Here is a 23,440-nt window from a genome sequence, read left to right on the forward strand (position 1 = left end):
AAACTTCTACGTTTTAATTGACAGTGGGGGTCATATCAACGCCCAATTAAGGGGTGAGCAACGCTACCACCCAACCCAAAGCATTGTGCCATAAACACTTAATTTGAAGTAGAAGCAAAAATGCCAAGCGTTGGGAATCCCTCTTAAATTGCTTGTTATGCCTGTGGTGATTAGAGCGATTTGGTTACTCTACGTCCAAGCCAGACCTTTTGGCGATTTCTGTTTCAAAACCATCGATACTCTTTTGGTTCTTTTTAAGCCAGTATTTTTCTATACCCTCTGTACCTTGCTTTTCTGACCAATTAGCTAGGTCTTCACGGTCTCCCTCATAGGCAAAGTAAGGAACTGACATCCCGCAAGAAGACTGTACCAAATCGACGTCTAGGACAAAGATTTGTCTAGAAGCAACACTTTCAGGAAACATCGGTGCATACTTACCCCAACGATCGTCTTGAGAGTGCAAAACAGTAGCCTTACCATAGGCTCGAAGTATTAGAGGAGAGCCCTCAAAAGCACAAAACATAACGGTCATTCTTGGGTTTTGAATGACATGTGATGCTGACTCATTGCCACTTCCTGTAAGGTTTAACCAAGCTATTTGCTTCGGGTTGATAACCCGTAAGGAATCGCCACCTTTAGGGGACAGATTCACACTACCACTCTCTGCTGCGGTAGCTACAAAATAGATTTTTTGCTGCCCTATAAATTCAATGTGTTTATCCGATAACTCTGAAAATTGCTTACCCAAAACGATTAACCTCCATGTTAATTTTCGACAAAAGGCATAACGCCGCACTAAGCGGACTAAAATGGTTGGCTATAATGTGGAGCGAAGCGAAACGTAGCCAACTGTTTTAGTTCCGTTTAAGTGCCTTGTTAGTTGTGTTTGGCGGTATTTAAAGACCAAACAAACACGATAATAAATATTGGAAATTTTATCCAGTGACCAATTCAAAAACTACGACTCAAATACAACTTAAATGCACTCTAAAGGTTACTACTTGAAAACTAGCAAACCAGAATGACGCCATTATAAAATAAGCGGAGTTAATGGAGCCGAAGATATCAATGCACTTCGAGATTAAACATTGCACCAGACGACTATTAACGACAGCATATTTTGGCGGAATGATCGTGGATTACAAACTCACCTACAAGGTGGAAACTTAGAAGACAGCGAAACACAAATTGAACTCAATCCAATTTCGTAGAAAGAATTACCAACCTCTATTTTGAAAACCAACTAACGTCGCGTTAAGCGGACGAAAATAGTTGGCTATAATTTGTGAGGCACGAACAAAAGCCAACTGTTTTTGTTCCGACTTAAACGCCTTGTTATAAGTGTGCGATCAGTTTTAAAACAACAAGTTAACCAGTGCACAACGAAATGGAATAATAAAACAAACCCACAAGATTTAAAGCCATTTAATGTTTAACTCTGAACTCACGCAAAAAAATTACTACGCAGATTTAACAAAACTAAATATTAAACACTTTATGAAAACCCAATTGCCCATTTGGGTTAAAACCACCGCCACAAAACTTGATTGACGAAATGGAAAAAACAGCCCCAAAACAAACAAAATTCACGTTTTACCCATTGATGAATTCGCAAGTGAAAAAGCAAATTAAGGAGCAATACAAACTGCAAAACACTTTTCTAAATCCAACTCACTTTGGCGATTTGAATCGGAAACACACCAACAAAACGTACTCACAAAACTTCAAAAAACCTGATTAAGAAAGCACCTTATAACGCCGCATTAAGGGGTGAACAACGCATTCCACCCAGCCTAAACCATTGTGCCGTAAACACTTAAGCTAATTCAAACCAAAACTGCCAAGCGTTGTGAATCCCTCTTAAATGCTTTGTTATGTGACTAGCGCCTTTGATAGGCAAATTGACCGTTTTACACCAACGTATTTTCCATATGCACCTGACACTGAATAAGAGTTACGTTTATAGAAGTTCACCGCTTTTAAGTTAATTCTACGTGTAGACAGGACGGCTTTTTTATAACCTTTTTCAACCGCATAACATTCTAGTTGTTTGAGTAAATAACCACCTGCGCCAGGTTTGTTTGAGTACATTCGCTTTAATTCACAGACTTCATTTTGATGGTGCCTAAAAACCCCACACGCTACAGCAACTTTGTTTAGGTAGACCACAATACATCCATCTTTCGACGAATCGAAAGCATCAGATAAAAACGAGCTTTCGCCAGAATCATTAGTGATCTGGCTAAGTGATGAGTTCAATTCAGCCATGAGTGACTGAAAATCAATATTGCTTGGTTCTACTTTCTTGTGTTCGAATCTCATACCTGTCACATAACGCCGCATTAAGGTGTGAGCGGCGCTTGGCTATACTTGAGCGAAGCGAAAACGCCAAGCGTTGCGAATCACTCTTAAATGCTTTGTTATGTGAATTTTTACTCGTACGTCTTACCGTTGTGCTTTAACCAACCATGCGGGTGTCTATTGTTTGGGTCATGGTGTGTCCAGTGCATAACACCACCTTTTTTATTCCATTCATATTCACCGTAAAACTGAACTCGATCGCCCACTTTTAGGTTTGGAATTCTAGGAGCCAAATCAATATTGTGCGCAACAAGTAAGGTCTGTTTACTGTCCAACTTTAAAATAAATTTTTGATGCCTACTTCCTTCGTTGTCATCACGTAGCAAGCGAATGACTGTGCCTGAGCCTTGAACTTGAACATCACTTTGATGATTCTCATATGCTTGTTTTAACTGATGGTCATTAGCTTGAGCACCAATCGAGGCTAGACAAAAGAGTGCTATAAATATAGCGATAAACTTCTTCATATAGTCAATTTCTCCAATTCACATAACAGCTATATTAGACAGAATAATTCTGCATTTTGTCCCTGAAACAATTCTGTCTAGTTTCCAAGACACACTACACTTAGTCTAATAACTCATTTAATAACATCATCTTACCTACTTATCTTTGTATCAAACATGACAAAAAGCAGAAATTTTCCATATAGTTTCGGCAAAATGCAGAAAACTCCCTAATGTGTGAGTAAACCGCAGTTCAGGCAATGAAGGTGTTATCTTGGGAATCGTGTTCTCAAACAAAAACGCCAACATGATTGTCGGCATTTTTGCTTTAGGTATGGATAAGTGAGAGGTAGTAACTACTTCGCCATGGTACTCAAAAACTCGGCTTCGAACTCTTCATCGGCTTCTCTTGTTAGGCACTCCACCAGCCAGTCGATGCTTTGATGGTCGAGCTTACTGTTCACCACGAAAGCTTGCTTTACGCCAGACTGACCCAGCTTGGCAGAGCCGTAGTTCTTGAATGATTTGTTGCCGTGGTAATGGAGTGATTTGATCGCCTCTGCGTTCGGCTCTGGTAAGGCATCGAGTGTGTTGGCCAGTTGAATCACCAGCTCCATTGGGTTCTTGGATGATGAGATGCGATACAGAAAACCGCCCTCCACTCTTTGGCGCACCCAGTAATCAAAGCCGCTGCAATCCATCACCTTGTCACTGACCAATGCGGCTTCGCTGCGATAGCCACACGGTTCAACCACCACTGGGGTGTGTTTAAACTCTGGCTGGCCAGATGCAGCATCGGTATGAGGCAAGATCAAGTCACACGGTTTGCTGTCTTTGGCGGTCGGTGCGTTCCAGTGGATAGGCATGAAGACTTGTTCGCGGCGCATCTCTTTGGTCACCACTAAGCGCGCTTGGCACTCACCTTGTGCGCTGCGCACTTTCACCACCGGATTAATAGTCGCGTGGTTGAAGGCATCTAGCCCGAATTCATCTAAACCAAGCTCTGCAACCGTATCTGGATGCATGGCGACAAAGGGTTCTGGTGTGTGTTCACCTAAACCTGCGGCTAAGCCCGTGCGGCTCATGGTGTGCCATTGGTCTCGGATTCGGCCTGTGTTCATGATTAGGGGGAATTCGACGCTGGTATCAGCAATCGGCTTGTCGTGTTCAACGGCAATAAACTGCGCTTTGCCAGATTCAGTAAAGAACTCGCCATCGGTGAACATGCGCTGTTCAATGATCTCTGGTTGATATTCAAGTACTGGCCATTGTTGTGGAGTGAGTTCGCCATAGCCTTTCTCATCTAGCTGAGTAAGCCCGATTAAGCACAAGTCACGCGTTTTACCTGTTTCATTACCTAAGGCTGTCATCTCGCAATACTCTTTGAAGATCTCACCTTCGTGGCGGTAATCAAACTGCTCTTTGAATCCCATCTTTTGCGCGACTTCTTTTAATATCCACCAATCAGGTTTGGCTTCACCAGGACTTGGTAATACGCGGCGTTGGCGTGAGATTCGACGCTCAGAGTTGGTTACAGTGCCCGACTTTTCACTCCACCCTTGCGCGGGCAGCACTACATCGGCCAAGCGTGTGGTTTCCGTATCGGCAATGCAATCCGACACCACCACAAACGGGCACTTCTCTAATGCGGTTTTGATTTTTTCGCTATCTGGCAAACTCACGACAGGGTTAGTTGCCATGATCCACACGGCTTTTATCTTGCCGTCATTCATCGCATCAAATAGGTCGATGGCTTTTAAGCCTGCGTGAGTCGCTAAGCTGTCGGTTTGCCAAAACTCGCTGACGGTTTGGTGTGATTGCGGATCACCAAATTCAAAGTGCGCCGCTAAGGTATTGGCTAAGCCACCCACTTCTCGCCCACCCATGGCATTTGGCTGGCCTGTTACTGAGAAAGGCCCCATGCCCGGTTTACCGATTTTTCCGGTCGCTAAATGGCAATTAATAATGGCGTTTACCTTGTCGCACCCTTGTGTGGATTGGTTAACGCCTTGCGAATAGATGGTGAGCACTTTCTCATTAGAAGCAAACAGCTTGTAGAACTGTTCTAGTTGTTGCTCTGTAAGCCCTGTTAGTTCGGGAACGCTTTTGTCGCCCCAGCCTGACTCGGTATAACGGTAATGAGTTGCGGATCGAATGGCTTCCGTAAAACCTTGGGTGTTGTGTTCAATGTAGTCAGTGTCGAGTTGGTCGTTGTCATCTAAGTAGGCTAGCAAACCATTGAACAGTGCGACATCTGAGCCTGACTCCAACGCCAAGTGCATGTCAGCAATTTCACAGGTGTCGGTATAACGAGGGTCGATGACGATCACTTTCAATTCAGGGTTGGCTTGTTTTGCGGCTCTTAACCTTTGGAAAAGTACCGGGTGACACCATGCTAGGTTGGAGCCTGTAATCACGACTAGATCGGCTTGCTCGAGATCTTCATAACAAACAGGTACTGTGTCTGCGCCAAATGCACGCTTATGCCCGACCACGGTTGAAGCCATACATAGCCTAGAGTTACTGTCGATGTTGCCACTACCAATGAAGCCTTTCATCAGTTTATTGGCAACGTAATAGTCTTCGGTAAGCAGCTGACCAGACACATAGAACGCAACCGAATCGGCCCCATATTCTTCGATGGTTTGATTGAATTTGTCTGCGACCAACTGAGTGGCACTGTTCCAATCCAGCTGTTGTTTTTGCTCATTCTGAATATGAGCAGGCTGTGTAAGACGACCTAAAGGCGTGACGGTGTCGCCGAGCGCGATCCCTTTAGTACAAAGCTTTCCATAGTTTGATGGATGATCTTTATCACCACGCACTTCTAGTTTTCCTAGCGATGTCGGTCTCGCTTCTATTCCACATCCTACACCACAATAAGCACAGGTCGATTTTATCCAGCCGCTGTTTGAATCCGTCATCCGTTTCTCGCTCAAATATCCATAATTGTAATAACTGAAACCAAGCAAATAACACGCCACTTAATAACAGCTGATGAATAGCAAATAATTTTATTTAAAAACAAAAACTTAATAAAAACACAAATATCAACAACGAACCAATAAGAACTTAACCAAGATAGAAACTTAATTTTTGCACCATCTTGCGGAAAGTTGCACCACAAACGTTCATTTATATAAATCTAACAAAAATTTTACATACCACTTTAGGGGTAATTGCGTGCCACCTCTATTTTTTAAAGCACTGAAAATTATAAGTTAATTTTTATTTAAATGAACGAACCGTAATCTGGCACCCTCCTTGCTCCACTAAAAACCAAGACTTAGAAAAAACATTTTTGTTTTTCTTGATGATTATGAATTGAGTGGAATCTCAACCCGGTATTCATCTGCTAACGACTAGAAATTAGATGCTAGTGATGGTGACGCCGAGAATAAGGAATGGATTATGAGCAAGAAGAAAATCGTCGTTGTTGGTAACGGCATGGTTGGACACAAATTTATCGACAACATCCTGCAATCAGACAGTGATGAGTTTGATGTGATTACTTTCAGTGAAGAGCCAAGGCTAGCCTACGACCGTGTTCAGCTAACGGCTTACTTTAATGGTAAAAGCGCTGATGACCTGTCATTGACCAGTGAAGAGTATTACCAAAGCAACGGCGTGAACTACTTGTTGAACCAGAAGGTTGCCAAGCTAGACACCGCCAATCAACAAGTCATCACTGAAAGTGGCCACGTTGAAAGTTACGACAAGCTAATCTTGGCGACGGGCTCTTTCCCTTTTGTTCCCCCTATTCCCGGTAACGACCAAGAACACTGTCACGTTTATCGCACCATCGAAGACTTAGACGCCATCGAGCTTTCAAGCAAAGGCAGCAAATCTGGCGTGGTGATTGGTGGTGGTCTGCTTGGCTTAGAAGCCGCAAACGCAGTCAAAAACCTTGGTTTAGAAACCCATGTAGTTGAATTTGCGCCTCGCCTAATGGCCGTTCAATTAGATGACGGTGGCGGTGCCCTACTGCGCAGAAAGATTGAAGACCTTGGTGTGCAAGTTCATACCCAGAAAGCGACCTCTGAAATAGTCGACGGTGAAAACGCTCGCTACCGCATGAACTTCGCCGATGGCACCCATTTAGAAACCGATATGATCGTATTCTCTGCCGGTATTCGCCCTCAAGATGAGCTGGCAAGAAGCTCTGATGTCAAGATTGGCGAACGCGGCGGTATTGTGATCAACAATCACTGCCAAACTAATATCGAGAACGTCTACGCGATTGGTGAATGCGCGCTTTGGGATAACAAGCTCTTCGGCTTAGTGGCGCCGGGGTATTCGATGGCAAAAATCGCGGCTTCGCATATTGTCTCTGGCGGTACTGACGACGCTGCATTCACTGGCGCAGACATGAGCACTAAGCTCAAACTGCTTGGCGTCGATGTTGCCAGTATTGGTGAAGTACACGGCAAGACTGAAGGTGCTCAATCATATACCTATAACGATGAAATCGAACAAGTGTATAAGCGCCTAATCATCTCAGCTGACGGCACAAAGATTGTCGGTGCGGTATTGGTCGGTGATGCAGAAGCCTATGGCTCGCTACTGCAAATCAAGCAAAACGATATGCCCCTTCCTGAAAACCCATCAGTGTTGATTTTGCCTAATGTGGCCGATGATTCAGGCTCTGCAATGGGTGTTGAAGCTCTGCCTGATAGCGCTGTGATTTGTTCATGTTTTGATGTGACTAAAGGCGACATTAAAGACGCGGTATCTGCTGGCTGCACCACGATGGCTGCACTGAAAGAAACCACCAATGCTTCAACAGGTTGTGGCGGCTGTTCTGCTCTTGCGAAACAAGTTCTCGATAGCGAACTGAGTAACTTGGGTGTTGAAGTCTCTAACGATATCTGTGAGCACTTTGCTTACTCTCGCCAAGAACTTACCGACATCATTCGCGTCAACAAAATCAAGACCTTCGATGAACTGTTGGATTCTCATGGAAACGGATTGGGTTGTACCGTGTGTAAACCCGCAGTCGGTTCAATTTTGGCTTCGTACTGGAACGATTACATCCTCGAAGATCAACACATCGAACTGCAAGACACCAACGACATTTACCTCGGCAACATGCAGAAAGACGGCACTTACTCGGTGGTTCCGCGTATCGCTGGCGGTGAAATTACTCCAGATAAATTGATCGTGCTTGGTGAAGTCGCTAAAGAGTTCGACCTTTACACCAAGATCACCGGTGGTCAACGTGTCGACTTGTTTGGCGCGCAACTTAACGAACTACCAATCATCTGGAAAAAGCTAATCGATGCTGGTTTTGAAACTGGCCACGCTTACGGTAAATCGGTACGTACCGTAAAATCGTGTGTGGGTAGCACTTGGTGTCGATACGGCGTCGACGACAGTGTTGGCTTAGCAATTCGACTTGAGAACCGCTACAAAGGGCTGCGTTCACCCCACAAGATCAAGTTTGCGGTTTCTGGCTGTACGCGCGAATGTGCAGAAGCCCAATCAAAAGACTTTGGCATTATCGCCACCGACAAAGGTTGGAACCTCTACATCTGTGGTAACGGCGGTATGCGTCCTCGCCACGGTGACCTTTTTGCTACCGACCTTGATGAAACCACCCTGCTGCAATACATCGACCGCATTCTGATGTTCTACACACGAACCGCGGATCGTCTACAGCGTACATCGGTATGGATGGAGAACCTCGAAGGTGGCATCGAATACCTCAAGCAAGTCGTGATTGAAGACAAGCTCAATGTAGCTGAAGAGCTCGAAGCGGACATCACACTCAACATCGAGAAGTACCAGTGTGAGTGGAAAACCACCATTGAAAACCCTGAGAAGATGAAGCGCTTCCAGCACTACATCAACAGTGAAGAAATGGACACTAGCCTCTCTTTCATCAAAGAACGAGAGCAGCGTTTTCCTAAGCTGAGCTTGAGTGATACTTCCAATTCAAAACGCGATGAAAAGCTCGCTAAAGCAGACCAAATCGAAGTGACTGAGGTTTCATAAATTTCATCAGGTTCATCAGGTTCATCAGGTTCATCAGGTTCATCAGGTTCATCAATAAAAAAATAAAAACTCAATTTTAGACTAGGAGAAAGTCATGGAAAATTGGACAACCGTATGCAGCACCAGCGACCTAACCCCAAACGGGGGAATTTGCGCCAAAGTAGACGATAACCAAGTGGCTATTTTTTACTGCAAGCGCAGCGACACGCTTTATGGGCTCTCTAACTACGACCCTATCGGCAAGGCGAATGTGATGTCACGTGGTATAATTGGTTCATTAAGCGGAGAACCTTACGTGGCCTCACCCTTATACAAGCAGCATTACCACTTAGAAACTGGCGAATGTCTTGAACAGCCTGAGCTCAAGCTCGTGAAATTTGAAGTTCGCAAGCAAGGAGAACAAGTTCAAGTTCTCGCACCACTTGCTATCGCCAGTTAACTAAAACGCCGACACCATCATGCAAACGCTTATTGGCGTGCGCAATTTCGGCACAAGGTTTATGCACATTAAAGCGTTCGAAGTTCGGAAGTAACGCAGATGCACAAACCGGGTAATTTTCCAGATTTAAAGGATTTAAACCATGGATAACACTAAATTTTCGCTGCTTTCATTTACGGGTAAGATGAAGGTCTTACACCTAAGCTGGATGGCCTTTTTCATTACCTTTGTTGTGTGGTTCAACTTTGCCCCACTACTGCAAATGGTAAAAACTACGCTTGGTCTTTCTACTGAAGAGATCAAAACCCTCCTGATCCTCAACGTTGCATTGACCATTCCGGCACGTGTCGCCATAGGCATGCTAACCGATAGATACGGCCCTAGGTTGGTCTACTCTTCGCTACTCGCGGTCTGTTCGATCCCTTGTTTCATGTTTGCTCTGGCAGACTCTTTCATTCAAGCGGCCATCGCTCGTTTCCTACTGGGCTTCATTGGTGCAGGTTTCGTTGTCGGTATTCGTCTTGTGTCTGAATGGTTTCCACACAACGAACTGGGTACAGCAGAAGGTATTTACGGCGGCTGGGGTAACTTCGGTTCAGCGGCAGCAGCGTTCACACTTCCAACCCTCGCTCTAGCGTTTGGTGGTGAAGACGGCTGGCGTTATGCGGTTGGTATTACTGGCGTAATGAGCTTAGCGTTCTCGTTTATCTTCTACAAAAACGTGTCAGATACACCAAAAGGTTCTACTTACTTCAAGCCTGCTCAAGTAACAGCAATGGAAGTGACATCAAAGGGTGACTTTTTCTTCCTACTTATTATGAAGATCCCTATGTATGCCGCTTTAGCGCTACTGACTTGGAAGCTATCACCAAGCAATATCAACATGTTGTCTGACATGGCGGTTTACTCTGTGTATGCAGGTTTAGCAGCACTTTACGTGTACGAAGTGTCGCAAGTTTGGAAAGTAAACAAGAACGTATTTAAAGAAGAAGTGCCTGAGATTCACCAGTACAAATTCAAGCAAGTTGCGGTACTTAACGTATTGTACTTCGCGACATTTGGTTCTGAACTGGCTGTGGTTTCTATGCTGCCACTGTTCTTCTCTGAAACCTTTGAATTAACACCGGTTCTTGCAGGTATGGTTGCATCGGCTTATGCCTTTATGAACCTAATGTCTCGCCCAGGTGGTGGTTGGATTTCAGATAAATTCGGTCGTAAACCAACACTGCTTATTCTAACGATTGGTCTTGCTGTGGGTTACTTTGCAATGGGTCAGGTAGACAGCACATGGCCTGTATGGCTAGCGGTTGTCGCGGCGATGGCGTGTTCTTTCTTCGTGCAAGCGGGTGAAGGTGCAGTATTCGCAACGGTTCCTCTAATCAAGCGTCGTATGACAGGTCAGATTGCAGGTATGACGGGTGCTTACGGTAACGTGGGTGCGGTAGTTTACCTAACTGTGTTGTCATTCGTAAGCTACCAAACGTTCTTCTTAGTGATTGCTGCAACAGCGGTACTTGGCTTTGTAACTCTACTGTTCATGGAAGAGCCTAACGGTCAAATCGCCGAAGTAAACGACGACGGCAGCGTGACCTTGATTAACGTATCGAGCTAGCCTCACTACTATGAAGCATTGATATTATTGAATCGGGAGTAGTACCGAGGTTTATTTCACCACTTTGGTACTGCGTTCAAAGGCTCTAGGTTCACTAGGGCTTTTGTTCTTCCTCAGATGTGCTCTCAAGTAAATGAGAAGACAGCCAGTTAAGAAGAAGACCAGTTATGACAATTTCATTCAGCCAAGGGCAAGTCGTCACGCCGGAATCAAACAATCAGCTCACACTCAAGTTTGGTGGTTATTCGAATAAAGGCATACGTGATGAAAACCAAGACGCCATCATTGTAAAACACCCGAAGACTCGTGCAGAGCAAGAGTTGAAAGGCAGTGTCGCCTGCATAGCAGACGGCGCGAGTTGCAGTGAGCACGGCCAGAAAGCCAGTCACACCAGCGTGATGCAATTTATCGACGACTACTACGCCACGCCAAATAGCTGGAGCATTCAACGCTCGGCGCAAAAGGTCTTAACGTCCCTCAATTCTTGGCTCTTCAACACGTCTGTTTCTAATATTCATCCTGCACAACAAGTGAACCACAATGCCCTCGTTTCGACGTTCAGCAGCGTGATATTAAAATCGAACACCGCACATATCTTCCACGTTGGCGATAGCCGTATCTACTTACTAAGAGATGGAGAATTACACCAACTGACCCGCGACCACACACGTAAAAATATGGGACAGAAGCATTATCTTACACGCGCCTTAGGCATGGATAACCAACTCAACGTTGACTATCAAACCCTACCTATCAAGAAAAACGACTGCTTTATACTGACATCTGATGGCGTGCACGAGTTTGTTTCTCCCAACACCTTCAAGGAACACATCGACAAACCCGGAGCGGATTTCGAATACGCCGCACAAAGCATCTGTAACACCGCTTTAAGCCACAATAGCTCAGACAACGTCAGCTGCTTGATTGTGCAAGTCAGCCATCTGCCTAAGCCTTCGCTGATTGAATTCCATGAGAAGCTAGCTAAACGTGCCATCCCACCCGCTTTAAAACTCGGGCAAAGTATCGACAACTTCATGGTACTTGAGGTGTTGTATGCAGGTTCAAGAAGCCATGTGTATCGTGTGATGCAGAAAGAAACACAAACCGAGTTCGTGCTGAAAGTCCCTTCTGTTCAATATCACGATAGCCCTTCTCAACTCAGAGCTTTCTTTAATGAACAATGGGCGGGGATCTTGTTAAAAAATAAGAGGGTAATGAAGGTTTACCCGACGCCAGAGAACTCGCAATTCTTATACCAAATCTGCGAATGGGTAGAAGGCATCACCCTAAGACAATGGATGTACGACAATCCAAAACCGTCACTAAATGAAGTGCGCGACATACTAGAAAAGATCACTCAAGGCATCCGAGTATTACAACGTGCAGACATGGTGCACCGAGACTTAAAGCCCGAGAACATCATGATTCAACGTGATGGTGAGGTAAAAATCATCGACCTTGGTGCGGTATTAGTGAGAGGCCTTGAAGAGGGAGAGCTCACCGACAAAGACGACACTCCATTAGGCGCGGTCAATTACATTGCACCCGAGACCATCAAGCACAACAGCGCGACCACCAGCTCGGATCTTTTCTCTATCGCTGTGATCGGCTATGAGATGCTAACAGGTGCATTGCCCTACTCTGAAATGACGGCACAATCGCTTAAACAATCTCGCCACCATCAATGGGAATACCAACCCATCACACAGAAACGAGCAGACTTACCAAGTTGGGTCGATTTGGTGTTACAAAAAGCCTGCGCGGAATCACCAAGCGAACGTCATCAAGTGTTGGGGGATTTTGTAGCAGACCTTTACACACCAAACCAAAGCTTGGTGAAAAGCAAAGCCAAGCAACCTTTGATAAACCGAAACCCGATCCAGTTTTGGAAAGTGTTGGCTTTGTTGCTCGGCATTGTTGCCATTGTAGAAATGGGCTTATTACTGAGTTCTAGTTAATTACAGGTTCGAGTTAAAACCAAGTGCGGGTTAAATCTAAGTTCGAGCTAAACGCGAGGCTTCTAGCTAAGCGTAAAATTCGAGCTAGCCTCGTTTTACTAAGCTTCTCGGAACTAGCTCAATGCCAGCTTGGTAACGTTTAGCCGACGCGTTCAAAGCAAGTGCAAAGGCGCTGTCTGCAATCACTTCGAATTGCTGTGGCAGTGAGTGGACTTTAAAAGGTAAGAAATCCAATAAACGATTATCACCAAAGGTTGCTAGCTTTACTTGGCTGATCAGCTCTGGCTTTTCGACCATCACATCCAGCACACCTTCTAATAAGGTGTAAGACATAGTGACAATCGCATCGGGTACTGTGTCTTTGGCAATCCATTCTTCAAAAACCGCACGCCCAGACTCTCTGTCAAAGTGTTCACCATAGCCCACAATTGTAGATTTGCTTTCTGAGAGTCCAACCTGCTGAGCATACGCTTTGTTGGCTGCTTCAAAACCCAGTTGGCGTTCACGTGAGATATTTAGGTCTGGCAATGCACCTATCAAGCCAACGCTATGAATACTGTCATCGAGAATCGAATGGGTCAGCTCAAACGCAGCTTCGAAATCTTCACTGATCACGCAAGCAAAATGCTCATCATCTAACGGACGGTCAATCGCAATTACGGGTGTGCCTGAATTTTGCAGCTTCAAGTAGAACTCATTGGCGTCTGGCATTGAACTCGCCACCAACAAGGCATCGATACGACGACTCACCAAAGCTTCAGCGACTTTACGTTCAGTTTCAGCATCATCATCAGAGCAACCAATCAAAATCTGGTAGCCCACTTTACGTGAGTTCTGCTCTATCAGTTTTGCTAAACGCGCGTAACTGCTGTTTTCCAGATCAGGAATAATCAAACCAAATGAACGGCTATTACCAGCACGCAGCGACGAAGCAGCATGGTCTGGTCGGTAGTTATACTCTTCCACAACCGCCATGACTTTCTGCTGAGTCTTTTCACTGATTCTGTATTTCTGCGCCTTGCCGTTGATGACATAACTGGCCGTGGTTTTCGATACTCCAGCCAGTTTAGCAATTTCATCAAGTGTCATATGGGTGACCTGTATTTTGTGCGTAGGATCATATAACCAATGATCTGATCCTCGGATTAGTTGAATTATATGCTGAATCGATTCAGTATAAAAGCTGAAAGGATTCAGCAAAATCTGAAAAGTGACTTCAATCATCCTTTTGTATGGATTGAGCGTCATTTGTTGTGATTCAACTTCTCGTTATTAACGAAACTAAAATTACGACACGCAGCAAAACTATTTTGAAAACCAAAATCGGCTTTGCTGAATTTTTTTACACTAAATGCTGAACCGATTCAGCCAAGATAAAACAAAGAGCAAGCAACGGGCAAATATTGCTCTAGACTGAATCGTAGCGATACACAAATTCTCAAGCGATACGCTAAAGAGGCACCATGCTTAAATTATCAAAATCTGACATCACTCTTGGTCAAACGGCCGATGACAAATTCAAAGCAATCCAAAACATTGCTGGCGACCTGACAGCTAAAGGTTTAGTTGACTCTGGTTACGTTGAAGGAATGCTGAACCGTGAAAACCAGAACTCTACGTTCCTAGGTAACGGCATCGCGATTCCTCACGGAACGACGGATACTCGTGACCTAGTGAAAGAGACAGGCGTTGCGGTACACCACTTCCCAGAAGGTATTGATTGGGCAGACGGCAACCGTGTTTACGTAGCAATTGGTATTGCAGCTAAATCTGACCAGCACTTAGGCATTCTTAAGCAACTAACGAAAGTGCTAGCGGCTGACGGCGTTGAAGAGAAATTAAAGCAAGCGAAATCAGAAGACGAAATCATCGCCCTACTTAACGGCGAAGTTCAGCTAGAAGCAGACCTAGACGCTTCTTTAGTTCAGCTACTGTTCCCTGCAAGCGACATGGTTCAAATGTCGGCAGTGGCAGGCGGCCTACTTAAGAACACAGGTTGTACAGACAACGCATTCGTTGCTGACCTAGTAACAAAAACACCGACTCACCTAGGCCAAGGCCTGTGGTTGTTGGGCAGCGATAAAGGCGTAACACGTACTGGCGTATCTTTCGTTTCAACAGCGAACCATTGTGAATACGAAGGCACACCAGTGAAAGCATTGGTAGCATTCGCCGCTTGTAACAGCGCACACCAATCTATTCTAGCAAACCTAAGCAAGATGGTTTTCGAAGGTAAACAGCAACAACTGTTAACCGCTGACGCAGCGCAAGTGATTGGCCTTCTAAAAGGTGAAGCGGTTTCTACAGCTTCTCAAGACGACGACAACTGCGCAGTATTCAAAATCAAAAACGCACACGGCCTACACGCTCGTCCAGGTGCAATGTTGGTTGCTGAAGCGAAGAAATTCGAATCAACAATCCGCGTTTCAAACCTAGATGGCGACGGAAAAGAAGTGAACGCGAAGAGCTTGATGAAAGTCATCGCACTTGGCGTTAAACACGGCCACCAGCTTCAGTTTGTTGCTGAAGGTGACGATGCAGCACAAGCACTTGAATCGATTGGTAAAGCTATCGCTTCAGGCCTTGGCGAAGGCTAAGGAGTCGATATGTCTGATAAACAAATCAAAGCCGTTACCGTAACGCTTAACCCTGCTCTAGACCTGACAGGCGCTATCGACGCACTAAATGTAGGTTCAGTTAGCCTAGTAAACAAAGGCTCTCTGCATGCAGCGGGCAAAGGCGTAAACGTCGCAAAAGTTCTTTCAGAGCTTGGCGCGAAAGTGACCGTAACAGGTTTCCTTGGTCGCAATAACGAAGAAGCGTTCTGCCAACTGTTTGAAGAGATGGGCGCAACTGACCGCTTCATCCGTGTTGATGGCGCAACTCGCATTAACGTGAAATTGGTAGAGAATTCAGGCCAAGTAAGCGACATCAACTTCCCAGGTGTTCCTGTTGATGCTGACGCGATTAAAGCGTTCGAAGAAACCCTATTAGAACTTGCTGAAACGCACGATTATTTCGTCATTGCAGGCAGCTTGCCACAAGGTATCTCTCCTGAGCTTTGCGCTTCTTGGGTTCAACGCTTACACGATTTAGGTAAGAAGGTGCTATTTGACAGCAGCCGTGACGCACTTAAAGCCGGTATCAATGCACAACCTTGGTTAATTAAGCCAAACGATGAAGAGCTGTCTCAGCTATTCAATGCCGAACTGACAACACGTGACCAATGCCAACACGCAGGCCAAGTTCTGAGTGAAAAAGGCATCGACAACATCGTGGTATCACTTGGCGCAGAAGGCGTGATGTGGCTAAACCAAGGTGAATGGCTACATGCTCAACCGCCGCGTATGCAAGTGGTAAGCACAGTAGGCGCAGGTGACACATTAGTCGCAGGCCTGTGTTGGGGTCACATGCAACAGATGCCAAAACCAGAACTTATTAAATTCGCCACTGCCCTATCTGCTCTAGCAGTTTCACAGGTAGGCGTGGGCATCACCAGCCAACAAGAGCTGGAATCAGTACTACAAAATATCCAATTACAGTCGCTTAGTGCTCCAACTAGCCAGTTAGACACAAGCAAATAGGACAAAAGGTTTATTATGAATATTACCATTATCACAGCTTGCCCTAGTGGCGTAGCAAACAGCATCATCGCCGCAGGCTTGTTAGAGCAAGCGACAAAAGCACTGGGTTGGAACGCCGCTATTGAATGTCAATCAAGCGTGCTACCAGACTCAACCGTATCGCAAGACACTATCGACAGCAGCGACGTTGTGGTTATCGCAGCCAACACAAACGTTGATAAAGCACGCTTTGTCGGTAAGAAAGTGTACCAAGCGGCTATCTCTGAGTGCACAGCGGATGCAAAAGCATTTCTAGAGAAAGCGGTAGCAGAAGCAACAGTACTGGACGCTTCTCAAATTGAAGAATCTATCCAAGTTACTGGTACTTCTCCAGCAACAGGCAGCAAAAAGATCGTAGCGATTACGGCTTGCCCAACTGGCGTTGCACATACCTTTATGGCAGCTGAAGCGCTTGAAGCAGAAGGCAAACGCCTAGGTCACCAAATTAAAGTGGAAACTCGCGGCTCTGTAGGTGCGAAAAACCAACTGACTGACCAAGAAATCGCAGACGCTGATCTTGTTATCATCGCTGCCGATATCGACGTCCCTCTTGATCGTTTTAACGGTAAAGCACTGTACAAAACAACGACAAGTCCTGCTTTGAAGAAAACAAAGCAAGAGATGGAAAAAGCATTCGCAGAAGCTAAACCATACCAACACACAGCTTCTTCTAATTCAGCGCCTGCTGACGAGAAGAAAGGCGTGTACAAGCACCTAATGACAGGTGTATCGCACATGCTTCCTGTGGTTGTTGCGGGTGGTTTGATCATCGCACTCTCTTTCGTATTCGGTATCGAAGCGTTTAAAGAAGAAGGCACACTGGCAGCAGCATTGATGACTATCGGTGGTGGTTCTGCGTTCGCACTGATGATTCCTGTTCTTGCTGGTTTCATTGCATTCTCGATTGCTGACCGTCCGGGTCTGGCTCCAGGTCTAATCGGCGGTATGTTGGCGAGCTCAACAGGCGCAGGTTTCCTTGGTGGTATCGCAGCGGGTTTCATTGCCGGTTACGCAGCGAAATTCATTGCCGACAAGGTTCAACTTCCACAATCCATGGAAGCCCTCAAGCCAATCCTGATCATTCCGTTTATCGCGAGTTTGTTCACTGGTCTTGTGATGGTTTACATCGTGGGTGGCCCTGTTTCTGGCGTGATGAGCGCAATGACGACTTTCCTAAACAACATGGGAACGTCTAACGCGATTCTTCTGGGTGTGATTCTAGGCGCAATGATGTGTTTCGACCTTGGTGGTCCAGTAAACAAAGCAGCTTACACGTTCGGTGTTGGTCTACTGGCTTCGCAAACTTACGCACCAATGGCAGCAATCATGGCAGCAGGTATGGTTCCAGCTCTAGGTATGGGCCTTGCGACTTTCCTAGTGAAAGACAAGTTTGAAGCAGGCGAGCGTGAAGCGGGTAAAGCATCATTCGTTCTTGGTCTATGTTTCATCTCTGAAGGTGCAATCCCATTCGCAGCGAAAGATCCAATGCGTGTTATCCCAGCTTGTATGGCAGGTGGTGCACTAACTGGCGCACTATCAATGATGTTTGGTGCTCAGCTAATGGCTCCACACGGCGGTCTATTCGTACTACTGATTCCTGGTGCTATCTCTCCAGTACTTATGTACCTAGTGGCGATTGCAGCGGGTACAGCTGTAACAGGTTTCGGTTACGCTGCGCTTAAAAAGATGAGCGACTCTAAGGCAACAGCAGAGGCTTAATCCCCCTACTCTGGTTAACGGTTCAGCCCGATAACCAGAGGCTCTTGATAACCGGTTTCTTGGTAAAACGGCTCCCTAAAACAAAGGCTCCTCATTTGAGGAGCCTTTTTATTGTTCATGTATTTTCCGGTCGGAATGAGTTAAGTGCAATATTGGTATATTTGATTAGCTAGTCAGCGTATCTTCAAACACACCTAGCTCACGACCAAGCCAAATCGCACGTACTGTGTGGTCTAGCGTTTCTTCACCGCCTGTGACTGGGTGAATAAGCACCGACATATCGCCGCGCTCTTGATCAAGCCACTCAACAATACCCGACTCTTTGTTTGCAAAGTGAATCTCAAACATCGGCATCTTATGCGGGCCAACCAAACGCTGTATTAGTGGGAAAGTCTCTAACACATCTTTACGTTCTGATAGAATTTTCTGACGCAGTTTTTCTGCTTGCTCTGCAAAGCGCAGAGGGAAATAGATATGACCGTGGTACATGGCACCATCCTTTAGAATTATGATAGGCGCAGTTTAACCTGCTTTTTCGCATAGATCTCTTTTATGGCTGTAAAAACGCCACACTAAAGTGAAGTGTGGCGTTTAATTCAAGCAATAGGCAGTGTAAACAAAGGTTGTCCCTATTAGATAGAGTCGATCTTCAAAGGACTATTCTTTGGCTTCTGCAAGTTTAATTGCTCTACCAAACTACGACCTTTATCGCTGATGCCTCCACTGTAAGACTTTGAACCGTCAGCATTAGTCATGGAGGTTTCACCTACGTTCCAAGCAACAAAGAAGTCACTTAAATCATAGTTCGAAACATAAGAAGCACACACCATCATTAGGTCTCCACCAGAAAGCCCAGTCTCGCTAGCGCTACAATAGTTAGTATTCGAGTCGCCTTCTCTATCACCTCGAGCTTTACGGTGCATAAGTTTGAACATGTTCCAGCCTTCATCTTCACCATACACATCAGATTGGCTTGCGCCGCGTGTATACCAATCATCAATTGCAAAATTCGATTTTGCCCAGATTTTTAGCTGACCAAACATAACTAATCGTAAACCTGCATCACCATGTGACCACGCATGTTCATTATTAAGCTCTAGCCATTTAGGTGCTTTCTTAATATCCGATTTAATACGATCCATTTCAGGGTTTGCATTGCGCCCCTCTAACTCCTGCATATACAACGCAAGAAGGTTATTGGTCACTTCTGTACTACCAGCCGCAAGGAAAGGAGCTGATGCTAAGTTGTGACCAACTTCATGCCACAACAACCAATCGTTCACAGGGTTGGTTGGAATGTATGTCCGATTTGCGTTAAAACTTGAATTCATCACTGGGTAGCCAGAGTGAGCAGCGCCAATCGAAATCTGCACGTCATTCACAAAACGATGGCGGAACGCATTCAGTTCTGGATAAGTGAACCTACGGTGTAAACCAGTGCTTTGTTTCTCATCACGCCCGTAGAAGTCACTTGCCGCTTCAGCGAATCGATTCATATCTGTTGCGAATTGGTTCAAATCAGCGGATTCTAGATTCCTGATTGGTGTAGTGTAAATAAATGAACCCGTATCGATTTCTGCAATTGGTGCGTCTGCCGATTGAATAGTGTTAATCCACTGTCCCTCTTTCCACCAAGCCGCTTTTAACGCGCCATCAATGCTAAACGAGACTTCACCAAGCTCTTTTACTTTCGGTTGAATGTAAATAAGGCCACCATATGGAACCTTGAAAGTTAAGCTCGAACCATTGTAGTCAAAGCTGGTTTGCATACGTGGAGGGCGTTTCAAACTCGTTTCGTGATTCGGCTTACCTGTAAGATCATCCGCGATCATCACAGTAATCGTAGCTGCCACGCCATCTTGAATGGTTACTTCTTGTAATTGAGGTGCCCACAGACCTGTCGATTGATTGTTTCCTGCCGAATACGTCACCGCTTTACCGTTGGTCTGAACCATTACCGTACTTGACGAAGATGCCCCCGAAGTTCGACCCGGATACATTGTGGTATCAACAACGATTTCATGATCCCAGAATGAGCGCCCCAACATAATACGAGTCAGAGGTTTCTCCATGTAATTTAATGGATAGCTAGGATTCAACTGCCCAGATAACTCACCTTCGCCATGAATCATTCCATTAGCGACTAACGACGCTTTTAGGTCAACAGGACACTGTGCATCAATTGTGTCTGTTTGATGTAAGTCTTCGGTATAACAGTTTAGGAACTGAACAGCCTGCTTGAACCCCAACTCATCTTGTATATCTGTTTCAAAACGGTATGCGTTGTCATTCCACATCCAAACAGACAGGTTATCAAACGCTTGATTCAATTCGCTGTTAGACAGACGCTTACCTTGAGTGCCCTTCGTGCGATAGTAAATCTCGTGCTCGTAAAGCGCTGTAAAGTTAGAACCCAAGTTCGCTGCTTTCACCATACTGTCGACAACGGTTTTACTCACTTCATAGCGGTCGAAATCGGCTCTATGATAAGCACCACGAACAGTGATGCCGTCTCCAGAACGAGTCTCTATACAGTTAAATTCGTATTCATACTCGTTCTTACAAAGCTTAGTGCCAACGAATGCCGACTGCAGTTCTTTGATCGCCGCTTCACGCTCTTCTGCCGATTCAACAAGAATACGTGCGGATTTGGTCTCCATGACTGGTACGCCAGACTCATCAAGCACTGGTTTCCCTTCAGGGCCTAACTTAGTAACCTCATAAGTCGGGATTTCAAACTTGATTTTGGACTCATCTTTGATCCACTCAACCGTACCATCTTGATTTACCGTGAATGGAGGCTCTCCTTGGTTATCTTGAAAACGCTCAAGAACCACCATTTCCTTTTCGCTCTTCACGTGAAGATTTGGATACGGCGCTTGGCAATAATAAGAGCTGCCGCAGAAAGCTTGGTTTGTCGACGTAACGTTTTCACCACCTAGTGAAACACCAGCGGCATCCGCCAAGCGTCCAATAGGTTCAGGGTTTGTCGTTTGAATCGCATCCATAAATAAGATATTGCCACCGTTATTAACATAGTTGATAAGAGCGGTAATATCGTCTTGGCTTAAGTTTGGGTTATCCAAGTCAGCAACAAACTGGTTAGTCATGCCATCTTGAACCAACTTAGGAGGATATGCCTGAAGGATCAAAATCGGCGTAGTACTCGCATCTAAACCATCAAAGTCACCTGAACCACGCTTTTCTACTGATGCAAAACCATACTGAGGACTAACAAAAAACGTGTACTGCTTACCCATTGTAGAGTGGTGATAAGCCGAATAAGCTTGGTCAATATTGGTGACTGCATTCATCCCAGCAATAGGCAGACCATTATTGAACCACTCAAACAAGTTCGAGAAAAACAACCTCATACTGCCTTGGTCATCATGCAGTAGGTTTTCGAACGTCGAAACAGTGCACTGTTGTTTGTTGCTATCGATATGCAATGTTCGATTGGCCCAATAATTTTCTGGGCATGACAGAATACTTGGGTATAAGCCATTACCCATGAACACGACTTTACCTTTGCCTATCTCGCCTGCTGTAACGAATGGAAAACCATAAGTCGCGTTGTCTTCAGAGACTAAAGGAATCGGAGGCATCGAGATGCTTGGGTGTTGTGCGATGTAAGGTTTGCCTTCACGAGTCCAAGCCTGTTGCTCACCAAAGTAAAGCTCACGGTTTTTATCAGTTCTTGGCATCACCACAGGGAATGCTCTGTTCGATATGTTCAGAGCTCGCATACCACGGGTATACCCCGTCGCACCGTAAAAGCTACCATTGTCATTGAAGACATGGAATTTGGTGACGTTGTGGAAGATTTGCTGCAGAGACTCTGTAACATAGTGGCCAGAACCCATAGATAGCATCACAGGTTGGCGCACATAATCCATAAACAGAGGTGTTTGACGTAACTCCTCGTCGATTACAGCCGTTAACCCTTGGCTAAACTGAACAACAAACTCATTAGGAAGTTCATAGTCAGTACCTTCTATTACCCCACCGTTTGGCAGAGTTAGGTTAATCAGTTCGTTAATAACATTCGGGTACTTTGAGAACGTATCCTGAACCTCTTCAGAGATCTCATAGTGACTCACATGATCAACAGCATAACGTTCAATCAAAGATTGGATATTCGCTTTCTCAACCACATTATTAGTCACATCAGACAATTTGTAGGCTAACTGGTTACCAGTGATATAACCAAACTCAAACGTATCAATACCAAAAACGATTCTGTCGCCCCACAGGTACTCAAAGACTCCCTCTTCATCCGTCACGCCCGTCGCGTTAGCTGAAAAGAAACTGACCCCGGAAATTGGTTTACCATTCTCGTCTGTTAGCTTACTGCGCGTTAATACCTTTCCTTCAACACTTGGCTTGTAAGCATAAGTCGACTCTGCATCTGCAGAGACAAAACCAGCGTTAAGGTTATTGTCCGCATTAGGATCAACCGCAGGAACAACTGTTGTGTCTACGTGTGAACTAGGAGCCTTACCTACTTCATCTGTAGACTCTTCTTCTTTCGATGAAAAGTACGCATCGACAGCATCTTGATCATCAAGTTGCGAGAACACACCTTCAATATCAAAAGCATCCAGTTCTTTTAAACAGATAGCACTTTCAGTCTCACAAACATCAATTGATTCGAGTACCTTAGTAACGTTGTCTCCATGTAATTCTGTCAACTCAAATGCCGCATGAAGCGCATCATTTGAAATCGTGCTTTCTGTAACTTCAGGGAAAGGAGCAGTGAAATCACCTAAAGTAAGGTGACCCAAGGTACAACTAAAACTCACGCCTTGTTTAACACTGAACGTTCCGTTTTCAAGATGAACGCCGTCACAGTATACATCTCCAGACACAAACGCCCCACTCGACAACAGTGAACCTATGTAAGTTGTTGGGGGGATAATATCTGTTGGTGGAATAATGTCAGTCGGCGGAAGAATATCCGTTGGTGGAACAATATCTGTCGGTGGAACAATATCCGTTGGTGGAATAATGTCTGTTGGAGGAACCGTATCAGGGCCGTCACTATAGCTTAGTGAATCGTGATTACACCCGGAAAGAGCCGCGGATATGATAGCCAGCGCAATTAAGTTTTTTTTCATTGAGCGAAGTTGATCGTAATTTTAAGTGGACCGTTATCTTATAGATTTACTCCATCTCGATGACTATTGTTTTTTGTCTTAACCACAAAGACCATTTCTCATAAGCGATTGAATAAGATAAACAAAATGATAATTGAGACTCTCATTCCAATTGCAAAACCTCTCCCTACC

Annotated in this window: 14 protein-coding genes; 7 read left to right on the forward strand and 7 right to left on the reverse strand. The window is 45.2% G+C overall.

Annotation, left to right across the window (positions count from 1 at the left end):
- Positions 1-184: 184 nt before the first annotated feature.
- The 4 genes from AC3CH3_RS15585 to AC3CH3_RS15600 form a co-directional block, all read right to left on the reverse strand.
- Positions 185-748, reverse strand: a complete 564-nt coding sequence (locus AC3CH3_RS15585) for a pyridoxamine 5'-phosphate oxidase family protein (RefSeq protein ID WP_488538619.1) — start codon at positions 746-748, stop codon at positions 185-187.
- 1,124 nt (positions 749-1,872) lie between these two features.
- Positions 1,873-2,322 (reverse strand): GNAT family N-acetyltransferase, encoded by a 450-nt coding sequence (locus tag AC3CH3_RS15590; RefSeq protein WP_488538620.1) that lies wholly within the window; start codon positions 2,320-2,322, stop codon positions 1,873-1,875.
- 110 nt (positions 2,323-2,432) lie between these two features.
- Positions 2,433-2,828 (reverse strand): DUF3465 domain-containing protein, encoded by a 396-nt coding sequence (locus AC3CH3_RS15595; protein ID WP_050907653.1) that lies wholly within the window; start codon positions 2,826-2,828, stop codon positions 2,433-2,435.
- 335 nt (positions 2,829-3,163) lie between these two features.
- Entirely contained in the window at positions 3,164-5,746 is a 2,583-nt protein-coding gene (locus AC3CH3_RS15600) for a molybdopterin oxidoreductase family protein (protein WP_488538621.1), read from the reverse strand.
- A gap of 472 nt (positions 5,747-6,218) precedes the next feature.
- Between AC3CH3_RS15600 and nirB the strand changes: the two genes are divergently transcribed.
- The 4 genes from nirB (at position 6,219) to AC3CH3_RS15620 (ending at position 12,810) form a co-directional block, all read left to right on the forward strand.
- Complete coding sequence (gene nirB / locus AC3CH3_RS15605) at positions 6,219-8,801, forward strand: nitrite reductase large subunit NirB (protein WP_488538622.1); 2,583 nt, start codon at positions 6,219-6,221, stop codon at positions 8,799-8,801.
- A gap of 94 nt (positions 8,802-8,895) precedes the next feature.
- Complete coding sequence (nirD, locus tag AC3CH3_RS15610) at positions 8,896-9,240, forward strand: nitrite reductase small subunit NirD (protein WP_012600889.1); 345 nt, start codon at positions 8,896-8,898, stop codon at positions 9,238-9,240.
- A 142-nt stretch (positions 9,241-9,382) separates the two neighbouring features.
- The gene (locus AC3CH3_RS15615) at positions 9,383-10,852 is read left to right on the forward strand and encodes a NarK family nitrate/nitrite MFS transporter (RefSeq protein WP_017060867.1); all 1,470 of its coding nucleotides are present in this window, start codon (positions 9,383-9,385) and stop codon (positions 10,850-10,852) included.
- A 167-nt stretch (positions 10,853-11,019) separates the two neighbouring features.
- Positions 11,020-12,810, forward strand: coding sequence for a bifunctional protein-serine/threonine kinase/phosphatase (locus AC3CH3_RS15620; protein WP_488538623.1), 1,791 nt, complete (start codon positions 11,020-11,022; stop codon positions 12,808-12,810).
- Positions 12,811-12,894: 84 nt separating this feature from the next.
- Here the strand turns inward: AC3CH3_RS15620 and cra are convergent, their stop codons facing one another.
- Positions 12,895-13,899, reverse strand: coding sequence for a catabolite repressor/activator (gene cra, locus AC3CH3_RS15625; RefSeq protein ID WP_488538624.1), 1,005 nt, complete (start codon positions 13,897-13,899; stop codon positions 12,895-12,897).
- A gap of 374 nt (positions 13,900-14,273) precedes the next feature.
- Here cra and fruB point away from each other — a divergent pair, with 374 nt between their 5' ends.
- The 3 genes from fruB to fruA are packed head-to-tail and all read left to right on the forward strand — an operon-like array spanning position 14,274 to position 18,152.
- Positions 14,274-15,407: a fused PTS fructose transporter subunit IIA/HPr protein gene (gene fruB / locus AC3CH3_RS15630; protein ID WP_488538625.1), complete on the forward strand. Its 1,134-nt coding sequence runs from the start codon at positions 14,274-14,276 to the stop codon at positions 15,405-15,407.
- Between the two features lie 9 nt (positions 15,408-15,416).
- Positions 15,417-16,394, forward strand: a complete 978-nt coding sequence (gene pfkB, locus AC3CH3_RS15635) for a 1-phosphofructokinase (RefSeq protein ID WP_019825807.1) — start codon at positions 15,417-15,419, stop codon at positions 16,392-16,394.
- A 15-nt stretch (positions 16,395-16,409) separates the two neighbouring features.
- Positions 16,410-18,152: a PTS fructose transporter subunit IIBC gene (gene fruA / locus AC3CH3_RS15640; RefSeq protein WP_019825805.1), complete on the forward strand. Its 1,743-nt coding sequence runs from the start codon at positions 16,410-16,412 to the stop codon at positions 18,150-18,152.
- Positions 18,153-18,317: 165 nt separating this feature from the next.
- Here the strand turns inward: fruA and AC3CH3_RS15645 are convergent, their stop codons facing one another.
- Positions 18,318-18,641, reverse strand: coding sequence for a DOPA 4,5-dioxygenase family protein (locus AC3CH3_RS15645; protein ID WP_019825803.1), 324 nt, complete (start codon positions 18,639-18,641; stop codon positions 18,318-18,320).
- 143 nt (positions 18,642-18,784) lie between these two features.
- Entirely contained in the window at positions 18,785-23,269 is a 4,485-nt protein-coding gene (locus tag AC3CH3_RS15650; RefSeq protein WP_488538626.1) for an SslE/AcfD family lipoprotein zinc metalloprotease, read from the reverse strand.
- Positions 23,270-23,440 lie beyond the last annotated feature (171 nt).

The organism is Vibrio sp. QJM3NY_35 (genome assembly GCF_057785915.1).